Source organism: Geobacillus sp. WSUCF-018B (assembly GCF_002809985.1).
GTDB lineage: Bacteria > Bacillota > Bacilli > Bacillales > Anoxybacillaceae > Geobacillus > Geobacillus thermophilus.
Window position 1 is genome coordinate 1 of sequence record NZ_PIJF01000051.1, and the last position, 22,288, is coordinate 22,288.

Sequence of the window (22,288 nt, forward strand, 5' to 3'; positions counted from 1 at the left end):
GATGCAACCCCAAGTCAAGGAAGGAGGACGAAGTCCGCTCGCACTTCTGGGGAGTTGCAAGCCCCCACTTCAAGCGTTAGCGAAGTGGGGGTAGTTGACCCACTCTTCCTTTCTTGAGCACTCGAGTTCGCATGGAGGAGACACGCATTCATCTGAAGTCCTCCGCAAACGTGAACACCATACAGTTATGCCTGCTGCACATTGCGCAACCAATAGCGCTGATACAATTGGAAGTAAAATCCTTTTGCTTCCAACAGTTCTTCATGCGTTCCTTGTTCGATCACGTTGCCTTCGTTGAGCACAACGATGCGGTCGGCATGTTGAATCGTGTTCAACCGATGGGCGATGACAAAACATGTCCGCCCGTTCATGAGCCGGGCGAGCGCTTCTTGAATGCGCACTTCGGTCACTGTATCGATGTTGCTCGTCGCTTCGTCCAAAATCAAAATGGCCGGGTCGGCGATCATCGCCCGGGCGATCGCCAACAGCTGCCGCTGCCCTTGGCTGATCCCGCCTCCTCCCGAGGTCAAAACGGTGTCATAGCCGTTCGGCAGCTTCATAATAAACGAGTGGGCGTTCGCCTGGCGCGCCGCCTCCTCGACTTCTTCATCGGTCGCCTCAAGCCGGCCGTAGCGAATGTTGTCGCGGATCGTTCCGGCGAACAAAAACGCATCTTGAAGCACAAACGCCATGTGGCGGCGCAAACTTGCTCGCTTGATCGTCCGGCTGTCGCGTCCATCGATCAAAATGACGCCTTCGTCCGGATCGTAAAAGCGGGTCAACAGCTGCAATACGGTCGTTTTGCCGGCTCCAGTTGGACCGACAAGCGCGACCGTCTCCCCGGGTGAGACGGAAAACGTGACATCACGAAGCGCCGGACGCTGTTTGTCGTAAGAAAAGACGACTTGACGAAACTCAATGCGTCCATCAAGCCGGTCCAAGACCACCGCTTCCCGCTCGTCTTCCTCTTCCTCCGGCAAATCCAAAATTTCCAACACCCGTTCAGCGCCGGCCAACGCCGACAGCAGTGTGTTCCATTGATTGGCCAGGTCATTAAGCGGTCTGGTAAACTGGCGGGCGTATTCGACAAACACGACGATCGTCCCGACCGATATCGTCCCTTTCGCCGCCAGCCATCCGCCGACAACGGCAATCAAGCCGAAGCTCAAGTTGTTTAAAAAGTTCATCAGCTTCGGAATAAAGCCGGAATACGTTTGCGCCCAAAAACCGGCTTGTTTCAGCTCGGCATTTTTGCGGGCCAATTCCTCCTCCATCCGCTCTTCTTGGGAAAACAGCTTCACCACTTTCTGTCCGGAAATGACCTCTTCGATAAAGCCGTTCATCTCTCCGAGCGCCCGTTGCTGCTCACGGAAACGCACCCGCGTCCGGTTGGTGATCCAGCGCATGCCCACATACATGAGCGGCACGACAACAAGCGTTACGATTGTCAACACAACGCTTTGTGAAAGCATAACCACCATAGCGCCCATCAACGTCAACGTGCTCGAGACGACCTGGACAACCGTGCTGTTAAATGTCTGGCTCATATTGTCGATGTCGTTTGTAATCCGGCTCATGAGTTCGCCTTGCTGGCGTCGGTCAAAAAACGAAATCGGCAGCTCATGAAAATGATGAAACAACCGCTCGCGAATGCTGCGCACCGTCCGCTGGCCGACATCGATCATCCAATAGTTTTGCCAAAACGTCGCCGCCCCAAGGACCAAATAAATGGCCAGAAGCAAAATGAGCGTTGCGAAAAATCCATCCGTTTTTCGTTCCACAATGTACGAATCAACCGCCCGGCCAACGACATACGGCCCAGCAAGCGCCAACGCCGAGCTGGCCATCACCATAGCCACGGCCGCAAACAGCTTTCGCTTTTGCGGAGCGATAAAGGCCCATAGCCGACGCAACGTGCCGACGCTGTTTTTCGCCCGCTGCGGACTTGCGCCAACACGCGCTCCGTGCGGACTATGCCGTAGTGACATCCACCGATCCCTTCTTTCCTTCCTGCGTGGCGACGATGCGTCGATACAGGTCGCTCGTCGCCAGCAGTTGTTCATGGCTTCCTTGTGCGATCAGGCGGCCGTCTTCCAAAAGCAAAATCGTATCCGCCGCCATCGCGGTGCTCACCTTTTGCGTCACCATCACCGTCGTGCATGCATACTTCCTCAACGCTGCGAGCAGCTTTGCTTCCGTCTCTGCATCGAGCGCGCTTGTGCTGTCATCCAAAAGCAAAACGCGCGGTTGCCCCACCAAGGCGCGGGCGATCGACAGCCGCTGCTTTTGCCCGCCTGATAAATTGACACCCTTTTGACCGATCCGTGCGTCGTATCCATCCGGAAACCGAGTGATGGTTTCATGAATTTGTGCATCGCGAGCCGCTTGCACAAGTTCTTCCATCGACGCAGTGATGTTGCCAAAGCGGAGATTGTCCGCGACCGTCCCTGAAAACAGCAGCACTTCCTGCGGGACAAAGCGCACCGCCGTCCGCAGCTGTTCGGCGGAAAACTCGCGCACATCGACGCCATCAATCAACACGCGCCCGCCGCTTGGTTCGTACAACCGGGGAATCAGCTGAAGAAGCGTCGATTTGCCGGCCCCTGTCGCTCCTAAAATGGCGGCTGTCTCATGCGGACGGATGACGAACGACACGTCCGAAAGCGCCTCGCGCGGACTCGACGGATAACGGAACGAAACGTGCTCAAACCGGATTTCCCCGCGCTGAACGGCCGGACCGCCGCCCGCATCCGCCCCGTGTCGCTCGCCCGGGGCTTCAAGAAGTTCAGCGAGGCGGGCGGCCGAGGCGCGCGCCCGTGAAAACGCCATCGTAATAAATGTAAACATCGACAACGCAGCCGTCGCCCGCGTCGCGTAGTTGACGATGGCGACGACTTGCCCAGCGCTCGCCGTCCCGGCCTCGATATGGTGGCGGCCAAAAAGGAGAACGGCGACGATGGCGGTGTTCATCACGATCAGCAACACCGGCGTGATCGTCTCCACGAGGCGAAGCACACTCATTGTCCGCTCCATCAGCGCATCGTTCGCCGCCGCAAATCGCTCCTCTTCGTATTCTTTTCTCATCCACGCTTTAATGAGTCGCATGCCGGCCAAATTTTCACGCATTACGCCGTTGACACGGTCAAGCGCTCGTTGGACGGCGGAAAAGGACGCCGCCGCCTTTTGTACAACCCACAATAAAAAAAACAGCGGACAGAGGAACAGCCACCGCCAAAACGAGCGCCAAGCGCGCATGAACGACAAACGCCATCGCGACGCCGAAGACGACGAGAAGCGGCGCACGCAAGGCGATGCGCAAACTCATAAACAACATGTTTTGCACTTGGGTCACATCGTTCGTCATCCGGGTGACGAGCGAGGCCGGCGACAACTGCTCGATGCGCGCAAGCGAAAACGATTGAATTTTGGCAAACAGCGCCGTCCGCAGCGCAAATCCGTACTCCTGACCGACGTAGGCTGCGGCAAATGAGTTGGCGATGCCTGAGGCAAACGCCAACAGCGACGCCCCGAGCATCACTGCTCCCCACGTGAAAATGGCCGCAACATCCTGTTTCATGACACCATCGTCGATGATTTTCCCCATCAACAGCGGCTGCCAAAGCTCGATGATCAGCTCGGTCAACATAAACAACCAAGCTAACGCCATCCACTTCCCATATGGCCGCAAATAGATCAGCACCCGCCCCATGTCTGCGCCACTCTCCTCTCCATTCCGATCGCAGGGCCCAGCCGCCGTTCATCGTTGTGTATCATTTTATTCTAAACCCGAAATATTTATTTGACAATGAGAATGCATTTGCAGAAGCGGAGATGCTCCCGGCCAAGAGGAACAAAACCCCCGAACGAATGTCTCATCGCGCGGGGGCCATCGGCGGCAATAGGGGAACAACTGGTCTGTTCAATCGTTTCGATCGAGATGCCCGACTGGCCGGGTGACTGAACAACACCGCTTCCCAGACCCATGCATGGGTCTGGGAAGCAGGGGGTTATTCCGTCTTCCGTCACACCTTGCCTTCAGCAGTCGGAAAAATAGACGACACGCTTTTGGGCCAGCGAAATGTGAAATCTTCCAGTTGATTCGGCATGAGAGCCATGTCTATGACGAACGCTGACGCCATGCCGAATAAAGCGCCTCCTGGCTAATATGGTCGAAAGAGCTTGGCGGTGCAAGGGACAACAGCTGTTGTTCATCGCCAACGATCGGCAGCAGCCGGTTGAGCTTGGCTATCAACAAAACCTTTTCTATAGCCGCGTTATCCCGGACGACGATGGCCATGGCGCGGCTTTCGCTGACGATTTGCTTAAAAAAGCGGACAAGGAGCGCTAATCCAGTACTGTCCAAAAATCGAAGGCCGCTCACGTCGACAACGACAAGGCGGCGCTTGACAGCAGCCATCGCCGTCGCCAGCTTTTGTTCCGCCGCGAGCTGCGTATCATAGGCGAGCCGTCCAGTTAGCTTGATGCATTCGTATGCGCGTTCTACAACCATTTCCAATTCAAACGACAACCGATGCTGTTTCATTGTATCCCCCTATCGTTGACCAGCCATGCCTTGCCCTCGGCCACCACCCGCATTCGTTCCGATCACATGGGTGCATCATGGCACCAAAGACCGTTATGTTGCATTCCGACTCATTTTCATGACAAGCATCCGACGGCCGCCCTTTTGCTCAACCCACATAACGTCATCCATAATTTCTCGGATGAATAGCAACCCTCGCCCCGATTCGGCGAGCAATACATCAGAGAGCGTCATTTGATCAAGCTGCTCGATCACTTCCGCTGGAACGCCGCCGCCCTCGTCCTCAACCGCCACGGCCACATCAGCGCTTGTGACAAAAAAGGAGAGCGAAATCGTCCCCGCCTCCATCCCCGCCCGTTGAACCGCTTTGACGGCATTGACGACCGCTTCATGCACCGCCAACACAAACAATTCCGCATCACGGACCGCAAACAACGAAGCAGCCTGCTCCGCAAGGAGATGGCAAACCAAAACCGCTTCCTCGTCCGCCCGGCAGCGCACGATCCATTCACACACTACCAAGCGCCCCTCCTATCCATGAACCGTGATGGACAATAAGCAAATGTCGTCGGAAGGGCTGACGAGCGGCGGACCTTGGCTGATTAAACGCTCGAGGAAGCGTTTATCCGGCAAATGGCGGCACATTTGCGTACATAAGCGAATTTTTTCAATGCTTTGCAAAATCGACGGATCGATCTCCTCTAAAATGCCGTCTGTATACAAAAGGAGGCGGGCCCGCTTGTCGTAATGAATCACCCCTTTTTCAAACGGCAAGGAAAACGGGCTGCCGATCGCCAAACCGCCTTTGTCCAACTCATGGACGCTTCCGTCGTCCAAAACGAGCAGCCCAGCCGGATGGCCGGCGTTCGTATATTCAATTTTCCGCTCTTTCGTGTCAATCACTAAATAAATCATGGAAAATAGGTGGCGGATGTTGTTGGCCTCATCAGGAAACAACGTTTGCACATGCTTCTCCAGCTCGCTCGCCACCGAGACCGGGTCAATGACGCGCACGATCAACCCGCGCAAAAGCGAGCGAAGCAACATGCTCACCAAGGCCGACGAAATGCCGTGTCCCATCACATCGATGACGATCACCCCGTAGCGGTACAGGTCGATTTGATAGCAAGCGTAAATATCGCCTGACAAATCATCGGATGGAATATAGACGGCATCCATCGTCACCGCCTCGTTTTGAATGAGCGGCGTCAACAAGTTGTGCTGAATTTTTTTCGCCAGCTCGACTTGGCGCCGCCGCTCCGCCTCTTTTTGCTTTTGCTTCGTCTCGTCTTCGACAAGGACGATATATCCGTCCCCCTGAAGCACGGGAATGACCGTATAGGCGACATTTGCGGACGTGCCGTCCCGGCGCTGCACCATCCCTTCGCCGCATCGCTGCTCTTGGGGAGGAAACGGAAGCCATGTTTGGCTGCCGCAGCGAAAAAGCGACCATATCGGGCGGCCGACCGCCTCTTCTTTTCGGCGCCCAAACAGCCGCTCTGCACTAAGCCCCCAATCTTGCACGGTTCCGTCCGCCGCCACCGGAACAACAGCGAACGGGGCGGAATCGTAAATGACCTCAAGCAACTCAGACGGCGTCGGTCGATCAGCCGGAGGCATAGCGGTTTGTTCAACAAAATGCCAAACGAGCCATTCTCCCTCGCTGCCTGACAACCGATAGACGTTCATCCAGCTCATGTATGCTTTCCCACTTTTCGCCACATGGCGCGCTTCTCCTTGCCAACATCCGTCCTTTTTTACCGCCTCGGCGATGCCGTCCAACAACGCGGCCGACCATTCGGCTGAAAACAGAACGCCGACCGGCCGCCCGACTAATTCGTTTTTGGCAAATCCGAGCCATCTTGGCGTCGGTTCGCTGACCGCAACAATCGAAAGTTGACGGTCGGTAATCACCATGCCGCTGCCCAACTGTTCCGCGTCTAGCTGATCGATCGCCTGTACATTCGCCTTCACCATCGTTCAACCCTTTTTCGTTATAATCAAAATCAATAGCCTTCAGCTGACACCGGCTTCCCGAAACAAAAACGCGCATCGGCGCCGGGTTGTTTCCACCCCGCCTTCGGGTTGCATGTTCAGCACCACATTTCGCCCATTGTTCCCATTGGGAACAGATTATTGTTGGTATTCGCGGTCTTTTGTTGATTTTCCTGCTTGCTGCCGCATAAATCTTCTAGTCCGTTTTTCTTATTTTGCCGATGATCCAAACCGCCGGCGAATCGCCGCAATCACAAGCAAGAGCACCGGAATGATGATTTGCAGCGGGATGTGCAAGTACCACGTGACGATTTTCAATCCTTCATGGATGTGTTCAACATAGTTGCTGGCAATGGCAACCGACAGCAGCAACACAAGCATCCCAAGCGGATAAACGATTCGTTGATGTCTTGAAATGCCGAATAAATGAGCCGCCCCGACGACTCCGGCATAAAAAAAGATCGAGATTTTAAAAAACCCGCCGATAATGAGCGCGATCATAAAAAAAACATCAAGCCGCTCGAAAAAATGGGCGACTTGCACGCGGCGGATCGTATCAAGCAGCGGAAACGACGAGCGAGACGCAACATCCGGGCCGAGAACAGCCATATTGATCGCGGCAATGACCGCCAAGTTCAACCCGGTCAACACCATGCCAGCGATGGCGGCCCGGTTCACTTTCGCGGGGTTGTTCGTATACGGAAACAACATCGTAAACACGATCATCTCACCAAACGGAACGTACAACGTTTCCGTGAACACCGTTTTCCACACTCGGTTCCACCCTTCCTCCAGCACCGGCTGCAGCTGGGTGAGATCAACAAGTCCGGAAGCGATAACCAAGATGAATCCAACAACCGCCAGTATTTGCAATAACGTATAAAGCAGTTCGCCGGTGCGCGCCAATACTTCGATGCCTTTATAGGCGCTGTACATGACCGTCATAGCCATAAGGGCATTCAAAACAAACAGCGGCGTTTCCGGATAGGCAAACGTGAGCAACAGTTCGCCAAAATCACGCAACACACGGGCGGCGATATAGAAAAAATAGGTAATATAGAGAACCGCCAACAACTTGCCGAGCGGCTTGCCGACGATATGTGTCACATAGGAAGTAAGCGGCTGATCGGGGTAATAATGAAACAAACGCTGGTAAACCAAAAACAGCAACAGCCCAAGCGCCAGACCGAGCAAAATGGCGATCCACACATCTTGCTTGGCGCTGACGCCGAGCGGAATGACGATCGCACTGCCATGCTCAAACAACACAATCAGGACAAACAGCTGGCGCATATTGATTTTACTATGTTCCATCTCGCTCCATCGCTCCTCACTCCACCGTATCCAAGTTTTTGAGCCGAAAACGCTTATTTGATGTATGGCGTATTCCGCAATCCTGTGCGTCGAATGGAAGCCTCTACTTTCACTGTCACCGGAAGATGAGGGAAATAGCGGTCATCCCACTCTTTTTTGATTCTTTTCCACAGGCGGGGGTGGGCGCGATGCACCGCCTCGCCAAAACCAAAAACATCCGTTTTTTCATGCTGGGCCGTTTCAATCGCCTGTCTCACTTCCCGTTCAATATCCCGGCCAATGGCCTTTTCCAATTGGAACAATTGCCGGTAGTCATCCAAACGAATCGGAACGTATGCTTCACTGATATCTCCTTCCGTTTGAATGTGAACCAAAATCGATGGCCTTCCCTTTTTCCATTGGGGCTTGACTTCTGTTTTCACCCGCACGGTTCGATAGCCAATCGCTTCTTTTTTTCCATTCCAGGGGATCGTGATATTCGTTTGTTTAATTCGATCCAACACCCAAAGCACGCCTCGTTCCGTTGAGCCGTTCACCCAGCGAACAAGACGGTCTTTTTTAAATAACGCCAGTCCATCCAAGCTGATGCGAGCATCTGGCACAGAGGATTGAACGTTTGTTTGCCGTTTGCCCTGCTGTGGGTTTCCTTCAATGACAACACCCGTCACGACTGTATTTCTTCCTGAAGATGTCAAACCACGAATCGCCCCCCAGACATCAGTGTTGATTGTCTGCCCCCGGGCCATCTCGGAAAACTCCAACGTCTTAATAATTTGGTTGGCGGAAATTTTATCAATCGGTGTTAATACGCTTAACACCTCTTTCGCCGAGTGGCCATGAGCAATAACCAGCTGCGCTGTCGGCCGAAACTGGTGGCTCCGTTCCACCGCATCGAATACGTCATTCAACCCTTGGCGCGCCACTTCCTCGCTGATGACCACCAAGTTGGTATGAGCGTAATACAGGATGCGCGACAACTTCTTCGAGGCTTTTCGGCTTGCCTCGACCAACGTGTCTCCGGTCGACGTATAAATGGAAACGGGCACGCCGCCCGCTCCGCCTCCTCGTTGGAGCGCCCCCGCAACGTTGCCCGGGTTGACGACTTGAAACGAGGCCAAATATCTGCCGTCTTTTGTTTTATCGAGGCCGACGGCAATGACAACGGCCAAATCGGTTAACTCTTTTTTACTCCAACAGCCAGCCAGCAACAGCGCACAAACAAAAAAGGACACAAACATGGCGATAGATCGTTTCATGATCCATCCTCCTTTTCCCGGCGTGTTGGTGCCGGAGGCTGCGGTTTCTGATCCCCTGATTGGCGAATGATATTTTTCTGGTTAATCAGGCGCGGCCGCTCGCGGTACATCCATGTCGGGATTCGAAACAGGGTATCGCCCATATTAGATGGGGTGAACGGAGCGAGCGGCGACATGTATGGCACCCCAAACGAACGCAAGCTGCATAAATGGAGAATCATGACCAACAACCCCATCATGATGCCGTAAAACCCGAACATCGCTGCTAAAAACATCAACCCAAAGCGGATGAGACGGGCTGGAATGGCGATGGCAAACGACGGCGTCGCAAAGCTGGCGATCGCCGTGATCGAAACGACGATCACCATCGCCGAGGAAACGAACCCAGCTTCCACTGCCGCCTGCCCGATGACCAAGGCGCCAACAATCGACACCGCCTGTCCGACTGCACGCGGCAGCCGAATCCCCGCTTCACGCAAAATCTCAAATGTCACTTCCATGATCAATGCCTCGACAAAAGCGGGAAACGGCACAGCCTCACGCTGGGCGGCAATGGCGATGACGAGCTGGGTCGGGATCATTTCTTGATGAAACGTCACCGCAGCAATATAAATAGAGGGCGCGACGAGCGAGAGAAAAAAAATCAACACGCGTAAAAAACGAAGAGCGGTCGCAATATCAAAACGGGCATAATAATCCTCCACCGCTTGAAAAAATTGGATAAACAAAGCCGGCACAATCAAGATAAACGGCGTCCCCTGAATCAAAATCGCTATCCGTCCTTCCAGCAAATTCGCCGCCACCACGTCGGGACGCTCGGTATGATAGATCGTCGGAAACGTCGTAAACGTTTGATCTTCGATTAATTGTTCAATATAACCGGACTCAAGCACGCTGTCCGTATCAATGCGGCGCAGGCGCGCTCTCACTTCCTCGATAACCTCGTCATTGGCAATGCCTTTGATGTACATGATCGCGACATCCGTTTGCGTCACGGTGCCGATTTGCATCGTTTCCAGCCAAAGATTGGGATTTTTAATGCGGCGGCGGATCATCGCGGTGTTTGCGCGCAACGACTCCGTAAATCCCTCGCGCGGCCCGCGGACGGCGAGTTGCGTCTGTGGCTCCTCGATTGCACGATATTGGCCGCCTTTGGTGCTGGCGCTGACAGCGGACGGCACCCCGTCCAACAAGATGATGGTCTCTCCGGAAAACAGCTCCAAAAACAGGTGTTCCCAATCGACGACATGCTTCACACCGCCCACCGCGGCCAACTTTTGTTCGATCCACGGAAACCATTCTTTTTCTGTTAATGACAGTGGAAATGACGCCTCCAGCAACGGCGTCAACAAAAACTCGTACACATGTTTTTCGTCAACAAGGCCATCCACAAAGACGATGGCTGCTTTGATTTGCCTCTCTTGGCCCAGCGAAAACCGGCGGATGACGACATCGCTGCTTTGTCCAGTCGTTTGGCGGATGATGTCAAGGTTGACGGCTAATTCAGCTGACATCGGCTCTTGCGGGACGTCCGCCGCCTCGCCGCTATGGTCCGGTCCTTCTTGTTTCACCCTGTCATTGATCTGCTTTTTTTGTCGGCCCATTCCCCATTGAAACAGCATGTTTTTCCTCCTCACTCCGCTTCCTTTTTATCCCTCATTATGGACACGAAATCGGGAGGACATACGCCCGTGAATCGCTTTTGGATCAATAGAAAAAACTAAAGAAAAACAGCAGGTGGAACACCATGAAACTAATTGTTGTTTGGCTGATGTTTGCCTTGCTCGCCATAGGAACGATGGTAAGCATGGATCAGTTGATGGGAATGACCTTGCATCAATCGTTGCATATCGTGCTGAACCCATTTCGAGTAATGAAGGCACCAGAACTGTTTATTTTCTCATTGTTCGTCCTTTCACTATTGCTCGATCTATTGAACGTTTGGATGTGGAAACGAAAAAACAAAACGTCTTGACCAACAGCCGGAGGCAAAAAGAGGAAGGTGCCCCAAAAGCAACGGGACACCTTTCCTCTTCATTGGGCATTACCTTTTCTGTATTTGCTCCCAATGATGCTGTTGTTGCAACCATTCGCGAACATGGGTGCTGTGTGAAGACAAGGGAACGGTAAACGAATCGCCGTCGCTTTGCAGCAATTCAATATCCCCCTGCCATATGCTCCCCCCGCCGATGATGTCCTCCACCGGCTCATTCCACAAATCTTGTTTGAGCGCTTGGACAAACGACTCGATCTCCTTCGGATCGGCCAGCACGACCACCGGACGCCCCGTTTCGACATTGCGGATCGTCACTTGGCGGATCGGAGAATAGCTCGGGCGAAGGAGCAAATAATATTGCCGCTTATATTCTTTTGAGCCCATGATGCGCTGAAAATACGGCATGTACGGTTCAATCGGCACTTCGTAGCGGCGGAGGAGACGCGTGCCGTCTTTGAGCACATACCCGATCACAATCGGCCGGACGTTGCCAAAACGTGACGGGAGCGGCTGATCGTGCACAAGCTGCGCATGAAGCGCCCTGACAGCTTTGATGTTGTCCTTCGTGCGCAAAAACTGATCGAATGCTTCAAACTCTCTTTCCATCAAGTTAGGATTTTGCCAATTCATCACCGACTGGCCGAAATAGACTTTCTCAATATCGGACAAATTCGGAACGTGTCTCACATATCCAACCGGATCAAGGCGCACAGTCAAAAATAAGACCGACATCACAGCGGCAAAGGCGATATACCCTTTCCATTTATGAAAAACACGCCATGTTTTCATCACGACCATTTGCGCAACGGCATACCCGATAAGCGAAAACGCAACATACCCAAAGATGATCCATCCCCACTGCCGTTGGACTTGTCCAAAGTAGAACCCGCCGGTCAAGCACATGCAAAACGCCACTCCATACACAAACAGTGGGCGAAGCACTGAAAAGGCGAGCGCCTGTCCGGCCGCTTCCGTCGGCCGCCGCTCGTACAACCAAATGGACACCCCGAAAAACAGAAGCGACAACAGCAGCAACAGTCCGGCTTCCCCCGCGCTCATCGCTTGATCCGTCAGCATCGCATAACGAATCGGCAGCGCCCAATCCATCAGATTTCCCGATAAATAGTACCCATCAGGGAATCCATACAACCATAACGGCAAATTGCTAAACAGCAGCACCATGATGCCTGTCGGAAAAAAGAGAGCAATATTCGTTAACACAATATGAACGATCGATTGGCCGACGAGCACGCCGACCATGACACCTAGCGCAAAAATCACCGTCTCTACGACAAGCGTCTCGCCAAGCCATCGTCCCACATCCCCCGCTCCAATCGGCCACGGGAGATCAAGTCCGTACAGACATCCGATCGCAACCAAGGCGGTCAACACGAGCGGAACCGCCAAAAAGAGCCATCCAATAAGCATCTGCCCGGCAAGCAGTTCGGTGCGGCGGATGGGCAAGCTATGGATGAAATCAGCCGACCGTTTCTCATGCATATAGCGAACCACGCCGGCCGCCGCCAAGATCGGGACAAGCCAAGCAATCAACGTCTCGAACCCGTTGGATATATAGTATACGTTCTTCCATTGCGGCACATTTCCGACTTTTGGATCATATTGCGAGTACGAAAGCCCAATCGGCAATACGATCGCCGCCAGCCATAGCAGCCAGTGAATGATGGCAATCCAGCCGATTTGACGAAGATTTTGCCCCCACATGGCGCGGTTAGCCGACCACTGTTTCACGGACATGAGCATCGCCCCCCATTTCATACATAAAAATTTCTTCAAGCGACAGCGGCAGCACATCAAGGATGAGAGGATGAAATGCGCGGACCGTCTCCTCTATGCGCCGCTTTTCCCCGCGGACAATAAGAAGAACGATGCTGCCGCGCTCCTCGCGGTGGACGATATCGAGGCGTTCGGCCAATTCGCCCGGAAATCCATCACGAAACGCCAGCTGCAGTTTATGCATGCCGGCTCGCAATTCATCCAAATCGCGCTCGAGCTGCACCACACCGTGCGCCATCAGTCCGACCATGCCGCATAAATCTTCGAGTTCGCGCAAATTGTGTGACGAGATGACAACGGTCATTTCCCGTTCTACTACTTCATCGATTAACAGCTGTTTCACATGGCGACGGACGAATACGTCGAGCCCATCAAGCGGCTCATCCATAATAAGCACGTCCGGCCGGACGGAAAAAGCAAGCCAAAACGCCGCTTGGCGCTGCATGCCTTTGGAAAACTGCTGAATCTTTTTGTTTGGATCAAGCGCAAAGACGGACTGCAATTCCAGAAACCGTCCGCGGCTGAACGAAGGGTACAGTTGCTCGTAAAAATCCGCCATTTGCCGAATTGTCGCGTGCGGAAAAAAGTAGACAAAGTCTGGCAAAAACAAAAGGCGTTGCTTCACCCGGACATTTTCCCACACATCCTCCCCGTCCACTGTAATCGTCCCGCGATCCTGGCGGAGAATGCCGGCCATCATCTTTAGCAGCGTCGTTTTCCCGGCGCCGTTCGGGCCGAGCAGCCCGTAAATCGCTCCTTTTGGCACCATCATGTTCGCGCCCTTGACGGCCGCAAACCGATCAAACATTTTCGTCACGTCCACAAGTTGAATCACGATTCTCCCCCTCTTTCTTCCCCTTCTCGAATCCATTGCCATAACTGCTCATTCGTCACCCCTAAAAACCGCGCTTCCTTGACAAGGCGGACAAACTGCTCACGGACCGCAGCGACCGCCTCGATGTTTGGTTCTTTTGAACGCGGCGCGACGAAACTGCCTTTCCCTGGAATCGAATAAATCCAGCCGTCGCGTTCCAGTTCACGGTATGCTTTTTGAATCGTATTCGGGTTGACCATCAGCTGTTTCGCCATCGTCCTGACCGATGGCAGCTGGTCGTGCGGCCGCCATAATTCACGGATGACCATTTCTTTCATTTTTTCCATCAGCTGCTCATAAATCGGTTGCCGGCTTCGTAAATCGAGCTCAAACATCCTCCCCTCCTCCTCTCGTTGTTACAACCGTACTATAACTAATAGTACACATAAAACGGAAGAAAGGCAAGAGTTTTTTCCAAAATAAAGAAAGAATCCATTCCCGGATTCTTTCTTCATCTCATTCCGGCGCCGTTTGCCGCCGTGTTGACCGTTGCCGCTCGGCGGGCTGATACGTCTGAACAAACAGCCCATCTCCTTCGAGCCACTCGGCGATCAACACGTCTTTTGGCGAGGCAATTCCTTGTTTTTGCAGTTTGGCGGCCAGCCATTGCTCCGTTTTCCCAAGCTCCGCTAATTCGTCTGCCAACAGCTGGCCATCGCGGATCAGCGTCACCGGGACATACACCGGGTGGGGCGGCAGCTGGAAATCTTCACGCCGATCGTCAAATGAAGCCATTTCATGCTGCGCCCCCCTTGCATGCCGTGATGTTCGCCCTTTCTTCCCTGTATTGTGCCCCCTGCCGCCTGAGAAGTTTCACTGTTGGTTTGCCGTTGGAACGGATAAATTCCCCTGGACTGGAAACACTATCGTTTTAGAAAGCCAATCAGCGGCATTTCATCAGAAAAGAAGCCGGTTCAGCAAGGTTTCTGGAATCAGCAGCCTTTTGCCCTACATCCCCCGCCCTTTGGAGATTGCACGGAAAGAAAGGGATTCATGATGAACGGACAACCGCTTAGCGCCCTGCAATTGTTATTCATGGTCATGCTGTCAGTCGGGCTGATGAATCATGTCATCATCATCCCCTTTATGCTTGAGGCCGCCCACCGCGATGCGTGGGTCGCCGCCTTGGGAGCGTTGGCGTGTTTGCTCGTTTGGCTGCCGCTGCTTTATTTCACCATCCGACAACTGAACGGCGAGCGGCTGTTTGACTGGCTCAAAGCCCGATTTTCGAGCGCGGCTGCTTATGCGATGGCCGGTGTCAGCAGCGCATTCTTGCTTCTTCATAGTTTTGTCACGTTAAACGATACGGTCACGTTTACCACCACCTCTTATTTGACGGCGACGCCGAGATGGGCGCTGATTTTGGTCATCGTGGCCGTTTGTTTTTATAACTCGTACCAAGGCATCGACTCGATTGCCAATACTTCCATGATCATTTGCCCGTTCGTCATCGTGTTTGGTTTTTTCGTGATGCTCTCGACCACACCGCATAAAGATTATTCACTGCTCAAACCAATGCTTGAGCACGGCATGGAGCCTGTATGGCGCGCTATGATGTACGCGGGGGCCGGATATGCGGAAGTGATTGTTCTTTTGTTTCTTTCTCATCGCCTGCCTCGCCCGTTTTCATGGAAGGCGCTTGCCGCCATCGCTGTTTTCACAGCCGGGCTGAGCATCGGGCCGACGATTGGCGCCATCACCGAATTTGGCCCCGAGCAGGCGACGCGCCTTCGCTATCCGGCATTTGAGCAATGGCGGATGGTCAGCTTAGGGACGTACATTGAACATGTCGACTTTATGTCGATCTACCAGTGGATATCAGGCGCCTTTATCCGCATCTCCTTGTCGATGGCGCTCATTGTAGAGCTGTTCCCGATCCGCCATCCGCAAACCCGCCGTTGGGTGCTCATTGTCCTTTACTTGGCGATCACATTGGCGGCGCTGGCGCCAGGCAGCGATGAACAGTTTTTGCATTTTGTCAAACATGGGGTGCTGCCGTCATCGCTGCTGTTTAGTCTTGCGCTGTCCGTTGTGTTAAGTGGTTTCGCTTTGTTGGCATACCGAAAAAAGAAAAGAGGGGTGGCAGGATGAAACGACCGATGCGCGCCGCCGAAGGCAAGCGGTTGAAAGACGATTACACAGGGCTCGAGACCGTCATCATCTCCGAAGAGGCGTTGCGCACGATGTACGCCAAATGCCCGGATGTCATCATGACGGAAGCCGCGATTCCATCCTCTTTGCCTGACGGCTCGGCGGCTGTGGTGCACTTGCTGTTTATCTATTGCGAGGAACTGTGCGATGCACAAATGCTGCAAAAAGCCGTCTATCCGATGTTCCGTGAACTGTGCGAACAGCATCCGTGCTTTACGGCTGCTGACATCGAGGCCCGCAAACCGGCGGCGCTTGAGTATATGGGAAAAGAAGTGCGGATCGATGATCTCAACTTCAAGCTGTTTAGCGGTGATTTGCTCATTTATTTTCACGAAGCCGATGTCTTGTACACGATGCCGCTCGCCAGCCCGCCCAGCCGCGATCCGGAAGAGTCGAACACGGAAGTATCGATTCGTGGACCCAAAGATGGATTTATTGAAGAAATCAGCAAAAACGTGGCGCTCATCCGCAAGCGGCTGCGCTCGCACCGGCTCGTCTATGAACCGTTTGTCATCGGCACGCGCAGCCAGACAAAAGTCGGGCTCCTTTATGTCGATGATATTGCCAACACGACCATCATCGATGAGGTGAGAAGCCGTCTGCTCAGTTTGTACATCGACTCGGTGACAAGCACCAATCAAATTGAGGAGTGGTTGTCTGACACCCGGTTTTCTTTGTTCCCGATGTTCGGTTATACCGGGCGGCCCGATTTTGCCGTCAATTCGCTCCTCAACGGCCGTTTTATCATCTTGGTCGACGGGGCGCCGACCGCCTTGATCGGCCCGGGCAATTTAACGTTTTTGCTGAACACGTCGGAAGATAACAACACGTTTTTCTTGTTTGTCGTATTTCAGCGCCTGCTTCGGCTCGTCGGCACTTCGGTCGCCATTTATTTGCCGGGCGCCTGGGTCGCCTTGACGTCGTTCCATCCGGATCAGCTGCCGTTCACCTTATTGGCGACGCTCATTTTGTCGCGCCAAGGAGTGCCGCTTCCAGTGCCGCTGGAGATGTTTGTGATGATGATTTTGTTTGAGGTGTTTAAGGAAGCCGGGATGCGTCTGCCAATCGCCATCGGGCAGACGCTGTCCGTCGTCGGCGGCTTAATCATCGGCCAGGCGGCGATCAACGCCGGGCTTGCCCCCCCGGCCACACTCGTCATCGCCGCCATTTCCGTCATCTCGACATTCACGCTCGTCAACCAAAACATGGCCGGCAGCGTCACCTTGCTGCGCTTTATTGTCCTGACGGCTTCCACCGTTCTTGGCCTGTTTGGCTTCATTCTGTCGCTGTTTTTCATCTTGACTTATGCAGTCAACTTGCGCACCTGCGGCGTTCCGTACTTGACGCCGCTGGCGCCGCCGTCCAAAGATATCGGGAAAGTGTTTATCCCGAGCACATGGAAGCAGTTCCGCACGCGCGACCGCATTGTCCGTCCAAATGATCTCATTGCAAAAGAGAGGGAACGAAAATGAGGAAGCGAGTCATTCCCATCATCGCCTCTATCATGCTGCTTGGCGGTTGCTGGGACACACGCAACATCGATCACATTGTCTACATTCATTCAATCGGGATCGACTACAAAGATGGCCAAGTAATCGCCTACGTGCAATTGATCGATTTCACCGCCCTTGCCAAAGTCGAAGCGGGGGGCGGCAGAGAAAAAGCGGCGATTTCCGTCGGCAAAGCCGCTGGCGAAACGTTTAATATCGCGACCGACAAAATCTATCCTTCCATTCAACAAAGGGTGTCATGGGGCCATGTAAAAAGCATTGTCTTTACGAAACGGGCCTTGCAAAAAGGCATCGTGGCCGATGTGATCGACGTGCTGAACCGTTACAATGAAATTCGCCATACGGCGTGGGTGTACGCGACCGATGAGCCGATTTCCGACTTATTTCAAGCAACACCGTTGCTCAATGCTTCCTCATATTATTCACTGTTGTCCAATCCTGAGGAAATCTTCCAGCAAAGTTCGTTTATCCGCCCGATCCGGCTCAGCCGATTGATTGCTGCGATGGATGAAAAAGCTGATGTAGCTAGACTCCCTTATTTAACAATTGAAGACAATCGTTGGGTGGAAAATAAGAAGCCAAAACAAATGTTGGCTATATCCGGCATTTGTTTTCTTCACGATTACCGCCTGCAAGGATGCGAGGGCCGTTCCGATTTGCAAGGGCTTCGTTGGTTGGAGCAGGACGTTCGGCGCACCCCGATTTATGTCAAGCAAAAAGAGAAAACCGTTGCCTCCCTAATCGTCCATAATCCAACAACGAAGTGGTCGGTCGACGTGAAGAACGGAAAGTATGCTTTTACTGTAAACGTCAAGGCGCAAGGAAATCTCCTCGAACTGCGTGAACCGCTCTCACGAAAACAACTGACCAAACTGGCGGAACAAACGGTGAAACAAGAAATCCACCGCTTATATAAACTTGGGAAAGAGCAACAGATCGATATATTGAATCTAGCGGAGCAACTGTATCGCCAGCGTCCGGATCTCTGGAAAAAACATCAGATCAACGGCCTCATCCCACTCCATAACAACACGCTATTCGTAAACGTCGAGCTCGTCATCAGTGCATCTGGAAAAGAAAAGCTGAATTACCGCGCTGGCGATTGAAAAGACAAAAATGAAGCGCCCTCTTGCCTGCGCTCACGCTGGGAAATGGGGCTTTCTCTGGTGGCAAGGATCAAGTATAATTTAGCCATATTAAGATCTATGGTTGGAACGGGGGAGAACGATGGGGGTTCATACGGAACGAACAAGCGCCGTCAGCATGACCGTCTACCCGATTTTGTTCGCATCAGCCTCGGCCACTTTTTGAACGATGCGATGCAGGCGGTCATCCCGGCGCTCTTTCCGATTTTGCGCTCGACGATGGAGCTATCGTACACCGAAATCGGCTGGATTGCGTTTGCGCTAAACATGACGTCGTCGGTCATGCAGCCGGTCGTCGGTTTATGGACGGACCGGCTGCCGTCGCCGCGTTTTTTGCCGCTCGGCATGGCGGCGAGCTTGCTCGGCATGGCCGGGCTCGCCTTGGCGCCGAATTTTTGGTTTGTCTTGTTGTCTGTGCTGTTGGTCGGAATCGGTTCAGCCGTCTTCCATCCGGAAGGATCGCGCGTCGTTTATTTGGCGGCCGGTGCGCGGCGGGCGTTCGCCCAATCGATTTATCAAGTCGGCGGCAATACCGGCAACGCCTTGGCCCCGCTGTTTACCGCCCTGATTTTTGTGCCGTTCGGCCAAAAGGGAGCCGCTTGGTTTATGCTTGCCGCGGCTGTCGGCATCACCTTGCTTTGGCGCGTTTCGCACTGGTACGGTCATGAACTTGGCTGCCGTCCGGCGCCAAGCCAAACGAAAAAGGCGCAGCGCACCGATCCCGGACACCCGGTGGCGTTTGCGCTTGCCTTGCTCGTCTTTTTAGTGTTCGCCCGCTCGTGGTATTCGGCCGGCATCTCGAACTATTATCAGTTTTACTTAATGGAAACAGCCCACATCTCGGTGCGCGAGGCGCAAGTGTACTTGTTCGCCTTTATGATCGCCGGTGCGATCGGAACGCTCGTCGGCGGGCCGCTCGCCGACCGGTTCGGCAAGCGCAACTTGATTCTCTGGTCGACGCTTGGAACCGCACCGTTTGCGCTCGCCTTGCCGCACGCGCCGCTTTCGCTTGCGCTGCCGCTGTTGCTGATCGCCGGCTTTGTATTGTCGTTAAGCTTCGCAACGTTTGTCGTCTACGCCCAAGAACTGCTGCCAAACCATGTCGGCATGGCGTCCGGCCTGATCGTCGGCTTGGCATTTGGCATGGGGGCGCTTGGCGCCGTCGTGCTTGGCAACATCGCCGACTTGTCGTCGCTCAACACGTTGATGATGCTTTGCAGCGCGCTGCCGCTGTTTGGCGCCTTGGCGGTTTGGCTGCCGAAAGATCGGACATAGCCAATGCATATTTTTCTTTCAATCTCTTTTCGCTATAATGGAAGGTGATAAGGTCCATTCAGTTAGGAGATTTTTCGTATGGCCGGTTTATACATTAACCAGCACGTCTTGAACAACTTATTTTATATTTTGGTCACGATCTTTGCCTTTTCCTTTATTTATGACCATAGTCGAGCGATCCGGCAGCGCCCGCTCTATGGCCGGGCGCTGCTTGGGGTTTGTTTGGCGTTGGCGGCCGTGTTGTGCATGAAATTTCCGATTTACATGGATCCGCTGTGCGTCCATGATTTCCGGCAAATTCCGTTTTTGCTTGGAACATTGTATGGCGGCGGCGCAGTTGGGGCGGTGCTGTTTGTTTTCTTGATGGGTGCGCGCACCATATTGTACGGTTTTCAGCCACTTACAGTGGTCGTCTATGCCATTATGTTCGCGGCAGCGGCCGCCGCCGCCCCGCTGTTTCGGAAACTGCCCCGGTCCGGCAAGCTGCTGACTGCGCTGTGGCTGACGTTTTTGCTCGCGGTGCTGACGACATTTGTCGCCGTGATGATTGCTGATTTTCCGGTAACGAAGCCATATATCGTGTATTTTATTATGATGCCGCCGTTCGTCATGATGTTCGCTGTCTATTTGATGGAGACGCTTCATGAGGCGCAGCTCGCTCGGGCAGAGCTGATGAAGATGGAAAAAATGGAGATCGTCAGCCAAATGGCGGCGAGCATTTCCCATGAAATCCGCAACCCGCTCACCGTCGTCAAAGGATTCATCCAGCTGCTGCAAACGGGTCGGCTGCCGCGCGAAACCGAAGAGCGCTACATTCGCATCGCCTTAGAGGAACTCGAGCGGGCGGAAGCCATCATCCGCGACTATTTGACGTTTGCCAAACCGGCGCCAAAAGAAACCGAGCCGATTAATGTGTCCACCCAGCTTCAAAAAGTGTTGCAAATGATTACGCCAATGGCGCATATGCATTCGATCCATGTATCCTCTTCCCTCGAAGATGGCATCGTCATCGGAAACGTACAATATTTCCAACAGTGTTTTCTCAACTTGTTGAAAAACAGCATTGAGGCGATGCCAAACGGCGGCACGCTTCATGTCGCGGCTGAGAACCGGGGGGCATCAGTCGTCATTACCATTTCCGACAACGGCATCGGCATGACGAAAGAACAAGTGCGCCGCTTCGGCGAGCCATACTTCAGCACAAAAGAAAAAGGCACTGGGCTTGGTGCGATGGTCGCCGTCAAAATCATCGAACAAATGGGAGGAACGTGGACGATCGAAAGCGCCGTACAAAAAGGGACGACGTTGACGATCACGTTGCCGGCAAGTCGGGTGGGACCGCCGACGGCAGAACAAAGCGCCGTCGGCTGAACGAAAAAACGGATGCCCTGTTTTGGACATCCGTTTTTTCTTGGTGATTGGCGCGATCATTTGACTTCCTCAAAATAATCTTTGTAAAACCCGCCGACTTTTCCGCTGTTGTCGATGACAAAATAAAACTCGTCCGTTTCGCTTTTCACTTCATATACCTTGCCCGGCGTCAATACATTGCTGACCATGTACTTTTCCGCGTTCGTGTGAACGCACTTTACTTTTTTGATCGTCGGCCGGGTCGCCCATGTGTGATGAATCATGGCGTCATCTCCTTCTCTTTATATTTTTCCCCTTCTTTATTGTAGCGACCCGGACAACCGGCTGCAACGTCCCATTCGCCATTTGCCGCTATGGCCGACGCCTCAAATCGTTGGCGGCGGCGGGCAACCGTGCTAACGACCTGTTGCTACGGCTCATCGCGCACCCCCTCAAATTCGATGATGCGCCCGCACGGCTCAACCATCGTTTCGCCGTTCGTTTCCACTTCGCGGAAAATTGGCTGCTCGATGCGGCGGATGGGGCGGTAGCCTTCCTGTTTCATTCGCGCTAAACAGGCGGCGATCGTTTCCCCTTCCGCTACCGTAAACCGTTTTTTCTTCATCGCTTTCCTGGCCAAAGAGGCGCGACCTCCCTCCTCCCACTAGAAATGTTGACATATCAAGGCTTCACGGCCTTTCCTTATAACTATTGTACCCCAAAAAAGAAGCCGGATCGCTTCATCCGGTTCAGCATGTTTTCTGCACATATTTTCGGTACAGCCCGTACAGCTCCGTCGCCTTGTACGTTTCAATTTTTTTCCGTCCAACCGGATGACGGGCGATGCCCGCCTTTTTCAACTCAGCCACAAGCCATCCTTTCGAGCCGAAATGCGCCATGGGCGCTCCCCCTCCTCTTTTGTCATCCGCTTGTCTTTATGATGTATATGTGTGCAAAAAGGGAGCAAGAACATTGTTGTCCATATGGCGTGAACTACCCCCACTTAATTTTCTAGCGAAAATTTGAAGTGGGGGCTTCCAAAGAAGTTTGACTGCTTCAAGCAATCCTTATTCTTTGAGGCGTG

Annotated in this window: 20 protein-coding genes and 1 pseudogene; 6 read left to right on the plus strand and 15 right to left on the minus strand. The window is 53.4% G+C overall.

Features of this window, described 5'->3' with window-relative positions:
• Positions 1-185: 185 nt before the first annotated feature.
• From CV944_RS13550 to CV944_RS13585, 8 genes and pseudogenes are all read right to left on the minus strand, one after another.
• Positions 186-1,988 carry an ABC transporter ATP-binding protein gene (locus CV944_RS13550; RefSeq protein ID WP_100664341.1) on the minus strand — a complete coding sequence of 601 codons (1,803 nt, stop codon included), beginning with the start codon at positions 1,986-1,988 and terminating at the stop codon, positions 186-188.
• Positions 1,972-3,709, minus strand: a pseudogene (locus CV944_RS13555) (ABC transporter ATP-binding protein). The gene CV944_RS13550 and the pseudogene CV944_RS13555 overlap by 17 nt, the downstream one beginning before the upstream one ends.
• Before the next feature lie 408 nt (positions 3,710-4,117).
• Positions 4,118-4,543 carry an STAS domain-containing protein gene (locus tag CV944_RS13560; protein ID WP_100664342.1) on the minus strand — a complete coding sequence of 142 codons (426 nt, stop codon included), beginning with the start codon at positions 4,541-4,543 and terminating at the stop codon, positions 4,118-4,120.
• Positions 4,544-4,636: 93 nt separating this feature from the next.
• Entirely contained in the window at positions 4,637-5,059 is a 423-nt protein-coding gene (locus tag CV944_RS13565; RefSeq protein ID WP_011231123.1) for an ATP-binding protein, read from the minus strand.
• A 15-nt stretch (positions 5,060-5,074) separates the two neighbouring features.
• A complete protein-coding gene (locus CV944_RS13570) occupies positions 5,075-6,520 on the minus strand; it encodes a SpoIIE family protein phosphatase (RefSeq protein ID WP_100664343.1) in 1,446 nt (481 codons plus the stop codon).
• A gap of 228 nt (positions 6,521-6,748) precedes the next feature.
• Positions 6,749-7,852 carry a GerAB/ArcD/ProY family transporter gene (locus CV944_RS13575; RefSeq protein ID WP_100664344.1) on the minus strand — a complete coding sequence of 368 codons (1,104 nt, stop codon included), beginning with the start codon at positions 7,850-7,852 and terminating at the stop codon, positions 6,749-6,751.
• Positions 7,853-7,905: 53 nt separating this feature from the next.
• Entirely contained in the window at positions 7,906-9,108 is a 1,203-nt protein-coding gene (locus tag CV944_RS13580) for a Ger(x)C family spore germination protein (protein ID WP_100664345.1), read from the minus strand.
• Positions 9,105-10,730 (minus strand): spore germination protein, encoded by a 1,626-nt coding sequence (locus CV944_RS13585; RefSeq protein ID WP_100664346.1) that lies wholly within the window; start codon positions 10,728-10,730, stop codon positions 9,105-9,107. The genes CV944_RS13580 and CV944_RS13585 overlap by 4 nt, the downstream gene beginning before the upstream one ends.
• A 125-nt stretch (positions 10,731-10,855) precedes the next feature.
• Here CV944_RS13585 and CV944_RS13590 point away from each other — a divergent pair, with 125 nt between their 5' ends.
• The gene (locus tag CV944_RS13590; RefSeq protein WP_021322398.1) at positions 10,856-11,083 is read left to right on the plus strand and encodes a YczF family membrane protein; all 228 of its coding nucleotides are present in this window, start codon (positions 10,856-10,858) and stop codon (positions 11,081-11,083) included.
• Between the two features lie 69 nt (positions 11,084-11,152).
• On the opposite strand, the gene CV944_RS13595 is transcribed toward CV944_RS13590, so the two are convergent.
• From CV944_RS13595 to CV944_RS13610, 4 genes are all read right to left on the minus strand, one after another.
• Positions 11,153-12,859 (minus strand): ABC transporter permease, encoded by a 1,707-nt coding sequence (locus CV944_RS13595; RefSeq protein ID WP_100664347.1) that lies wholly within the window; start codon positions 12,857-12,859, stop codon positions 11,153-11,155.
• Positions 12,834-13,733, minus strand: coding sequence for an ABC transporter ATP-binding protein (locus CV944_RS13600; RefSeq protein ID WP_044744295.1), 900 nt, complete (start codon positions 13,731-13,733; stop codon positions 12,834-12,836). The genes CV944_RS13595 and CV944_RS13600 overlap by 26 nt, the downstream gene beginning before the upstream one ends.
• Positions 13,730-14,107, minus strand: a complete 378-nt coding sequence (locus CV944_RS13605) for a GntR family transcriptional regulator (protein ID WP_100664348.1) — start codon at positions 14,105-14,107, stop codon at positions 13,730-13,732. Before CV944_RS13605 ends, CV944_RS13600 begins: the two co-directional genes overlap by 4 nt.
• 121 nt (positions 14,108-14,228) lie before the next feature.
• Positions 14,229-14,507: a YetF domain-containing protein gene (locus tag CV944_RS13610; RefSeq protein WP_020754843.1), complete on the minus strand. Its 279-nt coding sequence runs from the start codon at positions 14,505-14,507 to the stop codon at positions 14,229-14,231.
• Positions 14,508-14,768: 261 nt separating this feature from the next.
• On the opposite strand from CV944_RS13610, the gene CV944_RS13615 reads away from it, so the two are divergent.
• From CV944_RS13615 to CV944_RS13635, 5 genes are all read left to right on the plus strand, one after another.
• Positions 14,769-15,863, plus strand: coding sequence for a GerAB/ArcD/ProY family transporter (locus tag CV944_RS13615; protein WP_199170457.1), 1,095 nt, complete (start codon positions 14,769-14,771; stop codon positions 15,861-15,863).
• Positions 15,860-17,395: a spore germination protein gene (locus CV944_RS13620; RefSeq protein WP_100664349.1), complete on the plus strand. Its 1,536-nt coding sequence runs from the start codon at positions 15,860-15,862 to the stop codon at positions 17,393-17,395. Before CV944_RS13615 ends, CV944_RS13620 begins: the two co-directional genes overlap by 4 nt.
• Positions 17,392-18,540, plus strand: coding sequence for a Ger(x)C family spore germination protein (locus CV944_RS13625; protein ID WP_100664350.1), 1,149 nt, complete (start codon positions 17,392-17,394; stop codon positions 18,538-18,540). Before CV944_RS13620 ends, CV944_RS13625 begins: the two co-directional genes overlap by 4 nt.
• A 60-nt stretch (positions 18,541-18,600) precedes the next feature.
• Positions 18,601-19,854, plus strand: a complete 1,254-nt coding sequence (locus tag CV944_RS13630) for an MFS transporter (RefSeq protein ID WP_369806439.1) — start codon at positions 18,601-18,603, stop codon at positions 19,852-19,854.
• A 78-nt stretch (positions 19,855-19,932) separates the two neighbouring features.
• The gene (locus tag CV944_RS13635; protein WP_100664351.1) at positions 19,933-21,225 is read left to right on the plus strand and encodes a sensor histidine kinase; all 1,293 of its coding nucleotides are present in this window, start codon (positions 19,933-19,935) and stop codon (positions 21,223-21,225) included.
• A gap of 56 nt (positions 21,226-21,281) precedes the next feature.
• Here CV944_RS13635 and CV944_RS13640 read toward each other — a convergent pair whose 3' ends face one another.
• From CV944_RS13640 to CV944_RS13650, 3 genes are all read right to left on the minus strand, one after another.
• A complete protein-coding gene (locus CV944_RS13640; RefSeq protein WP_011231108.1) occupies positions 21,282-21,488 on the minus strand; it encodes a DUF6501 family protein in 207 nt (68 codons plus the stop codon).
• A gap of 146 nt (positions 21,489-21,634) precedes the next feature.
• A complete protein-coding gene (locus CV944_RS13645; protein WP_033015194.1) occupies positions 21,635-21,829 on the minus strand; it encodes an NETI motif-containing protein in 195 nt (64 codons plus the stop codon).
• Between the two features lie 124 nt (positions 21,830-21,953).
• Entirely contained in the window at positions 21,954-22,103 is a 150-nt protein-coding gene (locus CV944_RS13650) for a YflJ family protein (RefSeq protein ID WP_075261895.1), read from the minus strand.
• Positions 22,104-22,288: the final 185 nt, after the last annotated feature.

Coding starts and splice junctions, on each gene's coding strand:
- CV944_RS13610 (WP_020754843.1), bottom strand. CDS start 14,507: ATGGCTTCATTTGACGATCGGCGTGAAGATTTCCAGCTGCCGCCCCAC.
- CV944_RS13620 (WP_100664349.1), top strand. CDS start 15,860: ATGAAACGACCGATGCGCGCCGCCGAAGGCAAGCGGTTGAAAGACGAT.
- CV944_RS13615 (WP_199170457.1), top strand. CDS start 14,769: ATGAACGGACAACCGCTTAGCGCCCTGCAATTGTTATTCATGGTCATG.
- CV944_RS13595 (WP_100664347.1), bottom strand. CDS start 12,859: ATGTCCGTGAAACAGTGGTCGGCTAACCGCGCCATGTGGGGGCAAAAT.
- CV944_RS13580 (WP_100664345.1), bottom strand. CDS start 9,108: ATGAAACGATCTATCGCCATGTTTGTGTCCTTTTTTGTTTGTGCGCTG.
- CV944_RS13645 (WP_033015194.1), bottom strand. CDS start 21,829: ATGAAGAAAAAACGGTTTACGGTAGCGGAAGGGGAAACGATCGCCGCC.
- CV944_RS13625 (WP_100664350.1), top strand. CDS start 17,392: ATGAGGAAGCGAGTCATTCCCATCATCGCCTCTATCATGCTGCTTGGC.
- CV944_RS13650 (WP_075261895.1), bottom strand. CDS start 22,103: ATGGCGCATTTCGGCTCGAAAGGATGGCTTGTGGCTGAGTTGAAAAAG.
- CV944_RS13585 (WP_100664346.1), bottom strand. CDS start 10,730: ATGCTGTTTCAATGGGGAATGGGCCGACAAAAAAAGCAGATCAATGAC.
- CV944_RS13640 (WP_011231108.1), bottom strand. CDS start 21,488: ATGATTCATCACACATGGGCGACCCGGCCGACGATCAAAAAAGTAAAG.
- CV944_RS13560 (WP_100664342.1), bottom strand. CDS start 4,543: ATGAAACAGCATCGGTTGTCGTTTGAATTGGAAATGGTTGTAGAACGC.
- CV944_RS13575 (WP_100664344.1), bottom strand. CDS start 7,852: ATGGAACATAGTAAAATCAATATGCGCCAGCTGTTTGTCCTGATTGTG.
- CV944_RS13590 (WP_021322398.1), top strand. CDS start 10,856: ATGAAACTAATTGTTGTTTGGCTGATGTTTGCCTTGCTCGCCATAGGA.
- CV944_RS13550 (WP_100664341.1), bottom strand. CDS start 1,988: ATGTCACTACGGCATAGTCCGCACGGAGCGCGTGTTGGCGCAAGTCCG.
- CV944_RS13570 (WP_100664343.1), bottom strand. CDS start 6,520: ATGGTGAAGGCGAATGTACAGGCGATCGATCAGCTAGACGCGGAACAG.
- CV944_RS13635 (WP_100664351.1), top strand. CDS start 19,933: ATGGCCGGTTTATACATTAACCAGCACGTCTTGAACAACTTATTTTAT.
- CV944_RS13605 (WP_100664348.1), bottom strand. CDS start 14,107: ATGTTTGAGCTCGATTTACGAAGCCGGCAACCGATTTATGAGCAGCTG.